Here is a 12387-nt window from a genome sequence, read left to right as displayed (position 1 = left end):
GTGGGGGAGGCGCCCGGCCGGCGCCGGTCCGCCCCCACCCCGTGCCCGCCCGCACGCCGGTCACTACCGGGCCGACGTACCCGCCGCCCCCGCCTCGTACAGCGCATGCGCAGCCCGCAGCACCAGATCATCCCGATGCCGAGCCGCGACGATCTGCACCCCGACAGGCAACCCGTCCCGGTCCACCCCCACCGGCACGGTGCAGGCCGGCTGCTGCGTCAGATTGAACGGATAGGTGAACGGCGTCCACCCCGTCCACCGCCGGTGCCCCGCGCCCTTCGGCACCTCCGCCCCCGCCTCGAACGCCGTGATCGGCAACGTCGGCGTCACCAGCAGGTCGTAGTCCTGGTGGAACGCGCCCATCCGCCGCCCCAGCTCCATCCGGACGTCCACCGCCGCCAGATAGTCCAGCGCCGAGAACCGCGCCCCCGCCCCCACGATCTCCCGCAGCCCCGGGTCCAGCAGCTCCCGCTGCCCCGCCCGCAGATGCTGAACCACCCGTGCCGCCCCGCTGAACCACAGGGTGTGGAAGGCGTCCACCGGGTCCGTGAAGTCGGGGTCGGCCTCCGTCACGTACGCGCCCAGCTCCGCCAGCCGCTCCACCGCCCGCCGCACCGCCCCGGCCACCGCCGGACGCACCGCCACCTGCCCGCCGAGCGAGGGCGAGTACGCCACCCGCAGCCCCCGCACCCCGCCGGACAGGGCCTCGGTGTACGAGCCGGGCGCCGGGCCCAGCGCCGACCAGTCCCGGGCGTCCGGGGTGCCGACGACGTCCAGCATCAGCGCCGCGTCCGCCGCGTCCCGGGTCATCGGCCCGACGTGCGCGAGGGTGCCGAACGCGCTCGCCGGGTACAGCGGCACCCGGCCGTACGTCGGTTTCAGGCCGAAGACGCCGCAGAAGGACGCCGGGATGCGCACGCTGCCGCCGCCGTCGGTGCCCAGCGCCAGCGGCCCCGCCCCGAGCGCCACGGCCGCCGCCGCGCCCCCGCTGGAACCGCCCGCCGTACGGGAGGGATCGTGCGGATTCCGCGTCACGCCGGACAGGGGCGAGTCCGTCACGCCCTTCCAGCCGAACTCGGGCGTCGTGGTCTTGCCGACGAACACCGCGCCGTGCTCACGCAGCCGGGCGACGGACGGGGCGTCCTCCTCCCAGGGCCCGTCCGGCGACACGGCCCGGGAGCCGCGCAAGGTGGGCTGACCGCGCGTCAGCAGGATGTCCTTCACCGTGACCGGCACCCCGTCCAGACGCCCGCACGGCTCCCCGCGGCGCCACCGCTCCTCCGCGTGCCTGGCCTGGTCCAGCGCCTCCGCACCGGTCAGCCGGACGAACGCGTTCACCTCCGGCTGGATCCGCTCGGCCCGCTCCAGGACCGCCCGGGTCGCTTCCACGGGGCTGAACGCGCCCTTGCGGTAGCCGTCGACGAGCTGTACCGCGGTCAGCTCGGTGAGGTCGGTCATGCGGCATCCTCCGCGGGTCGGTGACGTCGGCGACGTCAGTGTCCGGGCACGTATCCACGCTTCTTGTCGACCACGTTGGCCAGCGGTCCGCCCGCCGCCCAGCTCTCGAACAACTCCACGAACTGCGCGCCCAGTTCGTCCCGCCAGCCGATCGTGTCCCCGCTCATGTGCGGCGAGACGATCAGCTCCGGCACCTCCCACAGGGCGCTGTCCGGAGCCAGGGGCTCGTGGCTCAGCACGTCCAGGGCGGCGCCCGTGATCCGGCGCGCGGTCAGCGCCTCGACCAGGTCGTCCTCGACGACCAGCGGGCCCCGCCCGATGTTCACGAACCGCGCGGAGGGCCGCATCAGCCCGAACCTCCGTGCGTCGAACATGCCGCGCGTGTCGTCGGTGAGCGGGGCCGCCGCCACCACCCAGTCGGCCCCGGCCAGCAGCCGGTCCAGGTCTTCCGGTCCGTGCACGCCCGGGCGTGCGGTGCGGCCCACCAGCGCGGTGGTGATGCCGAGCGCCCCCAGCGTGCTCCCGATCGCCCGGCCGATCGGGCCGGAGCCCACCACGCAGGCACGCGTTCCGGCCACCCGCATCGACTCGCGGTGCCGCCAGGTCCGCTCGCCCTGAAGACGCAGCGTGGCGGGCAGGTCCTTGGCCATCGCCAGGACGAGCGCGGCGACGTACTCGGCGATCGGCCGGTCGAAGACCCCGCGCGCGTTGGTCACCACCGTGTCCGACTCGGCCAGCTCCGGGCACATCAGATGGTCTACGCCGGCGCTGGCCGTGTGCACCCAGCGCGGACGCGGACCCTCGCCCGGCCACGCCTCGCGCACCGCGTGCGAGGTGAAGTCCCACACCAGCAGGACGTCGGCGTGCGGCAGCCGCTCCGCCAGCGTCGCCGCGTCGGTGTGCTCGACCCGGACCCGGCCGGTCAGCCGGCCCAGCCGGGGCAGCGGCTCGGCGTCCAGGACGAGGAGGGTCGGCAGCGGAGCCGACGCGGGCGCGGGTGTGGGCGGGGACGTGGTCATCGGCGGCCTGTCTCCGGTCGGTGGAAGCGGGGGCGGTTCAGGTGTTGACGCGGAAGTTAACCGGCTGTTGACCTGGGAGTGATGCGGGCGGATTGACCACGCTCGCACCGGAACCTACCTTCGTCAACACGGCCGTGCGTAACGGTGCGTTGCCCTCCCCTTTCTCAGTGTGAGGCCGGTGCGTGCCATGGACATCTCCTTTCTCGGCGGACCAGCTCCGCAACGCGGGGTCGGCGTGGTCGCCCCGTTCGACTTCGCACTCGATCGCGAGCTGTGGCGATGGGTGCCCGACGACGTGTCACTGCACATGACACGGACCCCCTTCGTGCCCGTCGAGGTCAGTCTGGACCTCGCCCGGATGGTCAGCGAGCACGAGACCCTCGGCGAGGCGGTGCGCACCCTCAACGCCATCGCCCCCGAGGTCGTCGCCTACGCCTGCACCTCGGGCAGCTTCGTCGGCGGCATCGCCGGGGAACGCGCCATGTGCGAGGCGATGACCTGGGCGGGCGCGGTCCCGTCCGTCACGACCTCCGGCGCCCTGCTCGACGCGCTGGCCGAGCTGGGCGTGCGCCGGGTCGCGCTGGTGACGCCGTACACCGTGTCCGTGACCCGGGCGCTGGAGGCGTACGTCGCCGAGGCGGGCGTCACCATCACGGGCTGCGCCTTCATGGGGCTGACCCGGCACATCTGGAGGGTGCCGTACCGGGACGTGGCCGACATGGCCCGCCAGGCCGTGCCCGCGCCGGGAGCGGCGGACGCCCTGTTCATCTCCTGCACCAACCTCCCCACCTACGACGTGATCCCCCAGCTGGAGGCCGAGCTGCGGATCCCGGTGATCTCGGCCAACCAAGTGACGATGTGGGCGGCACTGCGCCGACTGGGTACCCCTGCGGTGGGGCCGTACCAGGCGCTGACCGATCCGGCCGCGCGCCTCGGCCCCGCGGCGACGGGTGCGGCGGGTCCCGCGGTGGTGGGGCCCGTGGTCCCCGTCGACCCCGCGGTGGCGGGCCCGGTCGGACCCGCCGCGGTGGACTTGCCGGGCGTCGGTGACGTCCCGGACACGGAACAGCAGCAGGAAGGGTGGACATGACAGCACTGGGAATCCTGTACCCGGGCCACTCCGGCGAGGACGACTACCCACGCATCGAGCAGCTCCTGAGCAGCGGCATCCGGGTGGACCTGGTGCACACGGACATCGGCGAGGACGCCCACCGGGTGGACGCGCTCCTCGAGATGGGCTCGCCCGCGCGGCTCGAGGCGGGCGTGGCCGAGCTGCGGCTGGCCGGCGCCGACGCCGTGGTGTGGGCCTGCACCAGCGGCAGCTTCGTGCACGGCTGGGACGGCGCCCACGAGCAGGTGCGCGCCCTGGCCCAGGCGGCGGGCATGCCTGCCTCGTCCACCTCCTTCGCCTTCGTGCACGCGGCGAAGGAGCTCGGGGTGCGGCGGGTCTCGATCGGCGCGACCTATCCGCAGGACGTGGCGCGGCTCTTCGCGGACTTCCTGGGCACCGCCGGCATCGAGGTGGCCGACGTCGTCAGCTCGGGCATCGTCACGGCGGCGGAGGTCGGCACCTGGACCGAGGCGGAGGTGCTGGCGCTGGCCCGCGCCGCCGACCGCCCGGACGTCCAGGCGGTGCTCCTGCCGGACACGGCCCTGCACACGGCGGCGTACATCCCGGCCCTGGAGAAGGAGCTGGGCAAACCGGTCCTCACCGCGAACCAGGTCACGATCTGGGAGTGCCTGCGCCTGGCCGACCGCCGGGTCAACGCACCGGAACTGGGCGCGCTGTTCACCCGGGAGCCGGTGGTGCAGGTCTGAGCAGGGCCCGACACGGGAGAACCCCGGTCCGCGAGTGCGGACCGGGGTTCTCGTCGAGCGCTGGGCAGGCCTTGCACCTGCATTTCCCCACGGGAAGTGGGGCGTCTTTCCTTGGACCACCAACGCAGTGCCCGTTGCGGGGAGTTGGCCCCCGTGATCAGGCAAGATGATCGTACCGCAGCTCCGGCCGGGGTGCACATCGAGCGTCCTCCGTTCAAGTAGATGGACGCTGATCGTAAATCTGAACCCTCAGTAACTCGCCTGAACCCTTGTCAGCACTCGAAGCTCCCCCTATTCTCACGCCGAGAAAGCGCTTTCCGCCATCGTGTGATTGACATGATCACGCCATGGCTTTCGTTCCGGCATGTGAAGGCGAATGGGGAGACCGAGGATGAGACGACCAGTCGCGCTGCGACTCCAAGCGGCGCTGGGCACGCTGGCCCTCGCGGCCGCGGCCGGTGTGGTGCTGACGATGCCCGAGGCGGCGGCAGCGGCCGGCGGCGCCACCGGCTACGCGACCCAGAACGGCGGCACGACCGGCGGCGCGGGCGGACAGACCGTCCGGGCCACCACCGGCACCGCGATCCACCAGGCCCTGTGCGGCCGGGCCAGCAGCAGCACCCCGATCACCATCGAGGTCGAGGGCACCGTCAACCACGGCAACACCAGCAAGGTGTCGGGCGACAGCTGCAACACCGCGGCCGACAAGATCGAGCTGAAGCAGGTCAGCAACATCACGATCGTCGGGGTCGGAAACGGCGCCGTCTTCGACCAGCTGGGCATCCACATCCGCGAGTCCAGCAACATCGTCATCCAGAACGTGACCGTCCGGAACGTCAAGAAGTCCGGCTCGCCCACCTCCAACGGCGGCGACGCCATCGGCATGGAGAGCGACGTCCGCAACGTCTGGGTCGACCACTCCACCCTGGAGGCCTCCGGCGGGGAGTCGGAGGGCTACGACGGCCTCTTCGACATGAAGGACAACACCCAGTACGTCACCCTGTCCTACAGCGTCCTGCGCAACTCCGGCCGGGGCGGGCTGATCGGCTCCAGCGAGAGCGACACCTCGAACGGGTACGTCACCTTCCACCACAACCTGTACGAGAACATCGACTCCCGCGCACCCCTGCTGCGCGGCGGCACGGCCCACATGTACAACAACCACTACGTGAGCCTGAACAAGTCGGGGATCAACTCCCGGGCCGGCGCCAAGGCCAAGGTCGACAACAACTACTTCGAGGACTCCAAGGACGTCCTCGGCACCTTCTACACCGACGCGGCCGGGTCCTGGCAGGTCAGCGGCAACATCTTCGACAACGTGACCTGGTCCGAGCCCGGCGGGGACAACAACCCGGCCGGCCCCGACCCGCAGTCCAACACCACGGTGTCCATCCCGTACTCCTACAGCCTCGACGACGCCTCCTGCGTGCCGTCCGTCGTGAGCGGCACGGCGGGCGCGAACAAGGGCCTGAAGGTCTCGGACGGCAGCTGCACCCCGCAGAGCCCGGACCCGACCGACCCCACCGACCCGGACCCGACCGATCCCGACCCGACGGACCCGACCGACCCGGACCCGACCGATCCGCCGACCGGGACCAACCTGAGCGTCGGGGCGGGCTCCGACGGCTCGTCCAAGGCGAGCGGCACCAGCTACGGCAACGTGCGCGACGGTGACCTCGGCACGTACTGGTCCCCGGCCGGCACGACCGGTTCCATCTCCGTGAAGTGGTCCTCCGCGACCACCGTCGGCAAGATCAACATCCGTGAGGCGGCGGGCTCCGAGGGTACCGTCGGCTCCTACCGCGTGGTCGACCACGACACCGGCGCCGTCCTGGCCTCCGGCAGCGGAGCGGGCGTGATCGGCTTCTCCCCGGTCTCGCTGGAGAAGATCACCTTCGAGATCACCGGCGCCTCCGGCACTCCGAGGATCGCCGAGTTCGAGACGTACGCGGGCTGACCCGGCCGGGCGGGCGGGGTGGGTCCGGATCGCGGTTCCGGACCCACCCCGCCCTCTTGCGCGGCGCGGGACAATGGACGGTGGCCCACTCCACCGGAGGGTCCCCGCACCCGGGGACGGGCCGTCGTCCCGCACGAGGAGGAGAAGACATGGCGGAGCCCACGCCGCGTCGGCACGAACCGCGGCTACGCCCCGCGCCCCTGCTCTTCGAGCCGGCGGAGGCGGCCGCCGATCCCGAGCACTTCTTCGACCTCGAGTCGATCGACGACCCCCGGGCCCTGCTCGAACGCGCCACCGAGCTGACCCACGCGTTCCGCGCGGCGGCGGACCGGGCGATGGAGTTCCAGGCGCTCGCGGCGGCGCAGCTGGCCGATCCGAGGCGGTTCGACCGGCTGACGCCCGCGGACATCGCCGAACGCGCGGAGTGGACCGAGGACTACGCCAAGAAGATGGTGGAGTTCGGCCGGGACCTGATGCGCGGCGAGTCGGCCGAGTGAGCCCGGGGGCGGGCGGATGACCGGAGCGCATATGCCAGAAGGCTGGGCAAGATACTCCCCTCCCGGCCGCTGTGTCCCGGTTTCCCGCAACCCAGCGGAGCGGAGTCCTCACGCCCGGTAGATATTTGCGGTATGAGCAGCACACGCAACGCCACGCCCCATGCCTCGGACGTCACCTCGGACGGCGCCGCCTGGCTGGCCTCGGCGGGCGCGTACCCGCGCAGCACGCTCGCGCTCTGGGAGGAGCGGCCCGAGGCCCCGGTCGTCCTGCCGTGCGGTTCCGCCTTCGACGTGGTGAGCGCTCCAGCCATCTTCGGCCGCCGGATGCTGGACCGGCTGTGGGGCGACGGCCCCGGCTCGGGCCCGGTGGCGGAGTTCCGCGGCCGGATGCTGCTGTTCGCCGCTCCGGGCACCGCCCAGCGGCTGCCGTCGCTGCTCGACTGGGAGGAGTGGAGCGCCCGCGGCCGGGAGGGCGGCCGTACGGGAGAGGTGCCGCCGCTGCTGTGCCACGGCGCCGGGGACGCGGTGACCGTACCGGCCCCCGCGGGCTCCGTGTCCCCCGCGGGTGCGCCGCCGCGCTCCGGATCCCGCTGGCTCGTGGCCCCGGACACCCGCCAGCCGTGGCTGCCCGGCCCGGAGATCATGCTCTGGGCGGCCGTGCGGGCGGCCCGCGCGGCGGTGCGGATTTCGATTTTTCCTCCCGCCGACCAGGATGCTAAGGTCTACGACGTCAGCAGGCGCCGCTAGCTCAGTTGGTTAGAGCAGCTGACTCTTAATCAGCGGGTCCGGGGTTCGAGTCCCTGGCGGCGCACGATGGCGATGGCGAGGCGTGTTCGCGGAAAGCGTGAACCTCCTCGCCATCGTTGTTTTTGCGCGGCTTCGCCGCGCGGTGTGGGGGCTTCGCCACCCACACCCCCCCCGCTAGGTGGGCCGGGGGGTGGGGGCTTGGCCGAGAGTTCGTGTGGGCCGGGGGGCGGGTCACCCGGGGGTGATCCGTACGGTCCAGGTGCCCGATTCCGTGCGGTCCTCGACCTCCACCCGTACGCCGTCGCCCGGCACCGTGAAGCTCTCGCCGAGGGCCACCGGGGCGTCGGCGAGCGGGGGGTAGACCGAGTCGGCCCAGCAGGCCTCGGTGCCCGGGTGGGCGTCGACCACCTCGATGGGCCCGCCGCCCGACTCCGCCCCGCTGTGCACCCGGTACACCAGCACCCCCGAGCGGCAGGAGGCGGCGTCGTTGCCGACCGGTGTGCGCACCTCGAAGGCGAGCGCGCTGCCCGCCCCCGTGCGCACCACCGCCAGCTTCGTGCCCCGCCCGAGGCCGAAGGCCGGCGCGCCCGCGGCGCCGGCCACCACCACGCCGGGGCCCGCGCCCAGCGGCTCCAGCGTCAGCCGGGTCGGTTCGCCGCCCCGCACGCAGGCCACCTGCCGGGGGTCCAGCCAGCCCAGCTTCCACTTGTGCCAGCCGAAGAGGTCCGGGGAGAGTCCGAACTGGCTGCCCATCAGGTCCCAGTCGCCGACGTGCGTGTCCCAGTCGCCCTTGCCGTCCGCCGGCCGGTGGTACAGGTCCGGCAGGTCGAAGACGTGCCCCGTCTCGTGGGCCAGGACCAGCCGGTCCGGCGGATGGTTCTCGAAGACCGTGACCACCCGCCGGATGTCCGTGCCGTCCGCCCGCAGCGGGGTGTCCAGGTTGACGACCTTCGTGGCGTCGGAGTCCACCCCGGGCGCGTCCGGGTCCGCGACGAAGTAGACGACGTCGTACCGGGAGAAGTCCACGTACCGGTCGGCCGCGGTCAGCGCGTCGCGCAGGTAGGCGGCCCGGTGCTCCGGGCTCCAGTCCCGCCGTATGGCGTACGACGTGGACGGGCCCGGCATCCGGATCCAGTCCCGCAGCGGGTGCGGGCGGAGCGTGAAGGCGCCGTAGGAGGCGCGCCGGAAGAAGTCGGCGGTGGCGGGGAAGTGGTCGGCGGCGAGTTCGGCCGGTGCCGTCAGCGGCTGGGAGTCGGGGAAGGACAGGAACACCATCACCGCGTCCAGGGCGCGGGCGGGCCGCGGATAGGTCGCGTTCCAGGTGTCCAGGCCCTCGGAGTGGTGCACGTCGGTGCGCTGGAGCGCGCAGGGCTCCGGGGAGAAGGGCTCGGCGACCGAGGGCGCGGTGATCAGGGAGGTCGCGGCGAGCGCCGACATCGTGGTGCACACCGCGGCGGTGCTGCGCAGCCTGGTCCGGGGGAGCGGGCGCGGCACATGGACCTCCGGACGCGGTTGACGGGACACCGCACCCAGCTTGTGCATGATTGTCGTATTACGCCCTGTTCGCATGCACCGGATGGGTGAGTCGTCCGGGATTTCGCAGGAGTTCTCCCGGCCGACACCTCGAAGGCACTCACGGAACGTCACAACTGGTCGGAGGGGTGACGGACCCGTCCAGGAGTGAGCAGAAACGATCTGCCGGACGGGTTGCTCGGTCCGGAACGCGGAACGGCGGCTGGAAGGGCCCGGTGTCAGCCTCTATGATCGGCACACTTTCCTGCACGAACAGAGCACGAACAGAGATCGAGGCACTGCGGGAGCGAGCGGTGAACGGAACCTCCGAAGGGCCGGCGCCCGCAGCGGATCTCGGCCCGGCCGTTACAGAGAGTGATGAAAGTCTGGCTCCTCGTGCCGTGCGTACGGAGCCCCCGGCCTACCGGTCGGTGTTCACCACGGCCCCGCTCGCCATGGCCGTCGTCGACGCCGAGGGTCTGGTCGTCAGCGCCAACGACACCCTGGGCGCCCTGCTCGGCACCGACCCGGACGCACTGGCCGGGTCCGTGGCGGCCGACCTCGTCGACCTCGCCTCCGACGCCGGCACTTGGCACGCGTACCGCGAGGTGCTGCGCGGCCACCGGGCCCGGCTGCGCTGCACCAGACGGCTGAAGCGGGCCGACGGGCACTCCTTGTGGGCGCAGGTGACGGTCGAGCCGCTGGCCGGTTCCGGGGGTTCCGGTGACGGGGACGCCACGGGCCTGCTGCTCTCCGTCGCCGACGTGAGTGCCCGGCGCGAACTCCAGGCCCGGCTGCGTCACCTCCAGATGCACGACCCGGTGACCAGGCTGCCCAACCGCGCCCTGTTCTTCGAACGCCTGACCGCCGCGCTGGAGGCGGAGTCGTACGAGCACGGCGGCACCGGCCGGATCGGCGTGTGCTACCTGGACCTGGACGGCTTCAAGGCCGTCAACGACACCCACGGCCACCGCGTCGGCGACCGGCTCCTGGCCGCCGTGGCCGAACGGCTGACCAGGTGCGCGGAGGAGGCGGCCCAGGCCCGGTCCGGCGTCCCGCTGGTGGCCCGGCTCGGCGGCGACGAGTTCGCCCTCCTGGTGGAGGACTCCACCGGCACCGACCAGCTCGCAGACCTGGCCGGGGCGGTCCTCACGGCCCTCCAGCCGCCCTTCGAACTCTCCGACCGGCGCCTGTCGGTCACCGCCTCGGTCGGCGTCGTCGAACGCCACACCGCCGGCACCACCCCCACCGCCCTGATGCAGGCCGCCGACACCACCCTGTACTGGGCCAAGGCGGACGGCCGGGCCCGCTGGACCCTGTTCGACCCCGAGCGCAACGCCAACCGCATGACCCGCCAGGCGCTGGCCGCCACGCTCCGCCCCGCCATCGAGCGCGGCGAGTTCGCGTTGGAGTACCAGCCGCTGGTCGGCATGGAGGACGGCCGGGTGCGGGGCGTCGAGGCGCTCATCCGCTGGAATCATCCTCAGTTCGGCGTACTTGCGCCGAATCGGTTCATCGCACTGGCGGAGGAGGATGGCTCGATCGTTCCCCTCGGCCGTTGGATCCTGCGCACCGCCTGCCACCAGGCCCGCCGCTGGCAGCTGGCCCACCCGGACGAGCCGCCGATCTTCGTCAGCGTCAACGTGGCGGTCCGCCAGGTCTGGGACTCCGACCTGGTGGCGGACGTGGCCCGCACCCTGGAGGAGACGGGCCTGGCGCCGCAGCTGCTCCAGCTGGAGCTGACGGAGTCGGCGGTGATGGGCTCGGCGGGGCGCCCGCTCCAGGTCCTCAAGGCGCTCAGCGATATGGGCGTCCACATCGCCATCGACGACTTCGGCACCGGCTACTCGAACCTGGCCTACCTCAGCCGGCTGCCGGTCTCGGTGCTGAAGCTGGACGGCGCGTTCGTCCGGGGCTTCCAGTACGAGGCCGTGCCCGACGCCGCGGCCTCCGGCACGGCCGGGGTCGCCAATCCGGCCGACGAGGTCATCGTCGAGGCGATGGTCCAGCTCGCCCACCGCCTCGGCCTGACCGTCACCGCCGAGTGCGTGGAGACCTCGGACCAGGCGAGCCGCCTGCGCCGCATCGGCTGCGACACCGGCCAGGGCTGGCTGTACTCCCGGCCGGTGGCACCGGACCGCATCTCCGCGCTGCTCGGCCACGCGGAACCCGGCGGCCCCGCCGGGGTTCAGGCCGGCGTCGGCAACCCGTAGGCGTCGGCGATCAGCTCGTAGGAGCGCAGGCGTACGTCGCCGCCGTGGGCGTTGGCGGTGAGCATCAGCTCGTCGGCGCCGGTGCGCTTCTGCAGGTCGTCGAGCCCGGCCCGCACCTCGTCGGCGGTGCCGTGGATGACGTTGGCGTTCCAGGACCGCACGAACTCCTCCTCCATCGGGCTGAAGTCGTATGCCTCGGCCTCCTCCGGCGCCGGCACCAGGCCCGGGCGCCCGGTGCGCAGCCGGACCATGTTCAGCGCGGCCGCCAGCACCTGCCGGCGCGCCTCCTTCTCCTCGTCGGTCGCGAGCGCGGAGACGCCGATGAGCGCGTACGGCGCGTCCAGGACGGCCGACGGCCGGAAGGACTCCCGGTACAGGTCGAGCGCCGGGACCGTGTTCTGCGCCGAGAAGTGGTGCGCGAAGGCGAACGGCAGCCCGAGGGTGCCGGCCAGCCGCGCGCTGAACCCCGAGGACCCGAGCAGCCACACCGGCGGCCGGTGCGCCGACTGCACGCCCCCGGGCGAGGTGGCCTGCACGGGCCCCGGCACGGCGTGGATACGCCCGTACGGGTGCCCGTCCGGGAAGTCGTCGTCCAGGAACCGGATCAGTTCCGCGAGCTGCTGCGGGAAGTCGTCGGCGCCCTCGTTCAGCCGGTCGGTGCGGCGCAGCGCGGCGGCGGTGGCCCCGTCGGTGCCGGGGGCGCGGCCGAGCCCCAGGTCGACGCGCCCCGGCGCCATCGCCTCCAGCGTCCCGAACTGCTCCGCGATGACGAGCGGCGCGTGGTTGGGCAGCATGACGCCGCCCGACCCGAGCCGGATGCGGTCGGTGTGGGCCGCCAGGTGGGCGAGGATCACCGCGGGGGAGGAGGAGGCGACGCCGGGCATGGAGTGGTGCTCGGCGACCCAGTAGCGCTCAAAGCCGCGGGCCTCGGCGAGCCGCACGATGTCCACACTGGTCCGCAGCGCGTCGGTGGCGGTCCGGCCGGCCCCGACGGTCACCAGGTCCAGTACGGAGAGGGGGACGGGAGCGGTGCCGTGGGCGGTGCCCCGGATCTCCTCTGCGGCGTCTGCGGGCATGGTGGGGTGCCTCCTGTGCTTGGCGTGGTCGTACACGTCGTCGTACACGCGGTCTTACGTGGGTCGCTTCGCGACGTAACAGGAGGGGGT

General features: G+C 72.8%; 10 protein-coding genes and 1 tRNA gene. 7 read left to right on the top strand and 4 right to left on the bottom strand.

All coding sequences use genetic code 11. The annotated features are described in order from the left end of the window. Positions 1-63 precede the first annotated feature (63 nt). Positions 64-1458: an amidase gene (locus C4J65_RS11285; RefSeq protein ID WP_115742305.1), complete on the bottom strand. Its 1395-nt coding sequence runs from the start codon at positions 1456-1458 to the stop codon at positions 64-66. A 35-nt stretch (positions 1459-1493) separates the two neighbouring features. Then, positions 1494-2477: a D-2-hydroxyacid dehydrogenase gene (locus tag C4J65_RS11280; protein ID WP_115742304.1), complete on the bottom strand. Its 984-nt coding sequence runs from the start codon at positions 2475-2477 to the stop codon at positions 1494-1496. 187 nt (positions 2478-2664) lie between these two features. Between C4J65_RS11280 and C4J65_RS11275 the strand changes: the two genes are divergently transcribed. From C4J65_RS11275 to C4J65_RS11250, 6 genes are all read left to right on the top strand, one after another. Further along, positions 2665-3567, top strand: coding sequence for a decarboxylase (locus tag C4J65_RS11275; protein ID WP_115742303.1), 903 nt, complete (start codon positions 2665-2667; stop codon positions 3565-3567). Then, a complete protein-coding gene (locus C4J65_RS11270) occupies positions 3564-4295 on the top strand; it encodes an aspartate/glutamate racemase family protein (RefSeq protein WP_115742302.1) in 732 nt (243 codons plus the stop codon). The genes C4J65_RS11275 and C4J65_RS11270 overlap by 4 nt, the downstream gene beginning before the upstream one ends. 391 nt (positions 4296-4686) lie before the next feature. Further along, positions 4687-6252 (top strand): pectate lyase, encoded by a 1566-nt coding sequence (locus C4J65_RS11265; RefSeq protein ID WP_115742301.1) that lies wholly within the window; start codon positions 4687-4689, stop codon positions 6250-6252. 149 nt (positions 6253-6401) lie between these two features. Continuing rightward, positions 6402-6749: a hypothetical protein gene (locus C4J65_RS11260; protein ID WP_115742300.1), complete on the top strand. Its 348-nt coding sequence runs from the start codon at positions 6402-6404 to the stop codon at positions 6747-6749. A gap of 132 nt (positions 6750-6881) precedes the next feature. After that, positions 6882-7496, top strand: a complete 615-nt coding sequence (locus C4J65_RS11255; RefSeq protein ID WP_115742299.1) for a bifunctional DNA primase/polymerase — start codon at positions 6882-6884, stop codon at positions 7494-7496. Then, a tRNA-Lys gene (locus C4J65_RS11250) sits at positions 7487-7560 on the top strand. The genes C4J65_RS11255 and C4J65_RS11250 overlap by 10 nt, the downstream gene beginning before the upstream one ends. Positions 7561-7727: 167 nt before the next feature. On the opposite strand, the gene C4J65_RS11245 is transcribed toward C4J65_RS11250, so the two are convergent. Then, complete coding sequence (locus tag C4J65_RS11245; protein ID WP_115742298.1) at positions 7728-9038, bottom strand: M6 family metalloprotease domain-containing protein; 1311 nt, start codon at positions 9036-9038, stop codon at positions 7728-7730. Positions 9039-9322: 284 nt separating this feature from the next. On the opposite strand from C4J65_RS11245, the gene C4J65_RS11240 reads away from it, so the two are divergent. Further along, a complete protein-coding gene (locus C4J65_RS11240; RefSeq protein WP_115742297.1) occupies positions 9323-11221 on the top strand; it encodes an EAL domain-containing protein in 1899 nt (632 codons plus the stop codon). Here the strand turns inward: C4J65_RS11240 and C4J65_RS11235 are convergent. Continuing rightward, positions 11197-12297 (bottom strand): LLM class flavin-dependent oxidoreductase, encoded by a 1101-nt coding sequence (locus C4J65_RS11235; RefSeq protein ID WP_115746394.1) that lies wholly within the window; start codon positions 12295-12297, stop codon positions 11197-11199. The two genes, C4J65_RS11240 and C4J65_RS11235, sit on opposite strands and share 25 nt — an antisense overlap. Positions 12298-12387: the final 90 nt, after the last annotated feature.

The organism is Streptomyces sp. CB09001, assembly GCF_003369795.1.
GTDB lineage: Bacteria > Actinomycetota > Actinomycetes > Streptomycetales > Streptomycetaceae > Streptomyces.
Note: the sequence above shows the minus strand (reverse complement) of the source record. Positions and strands in the feature narration are given on the sequence as shown.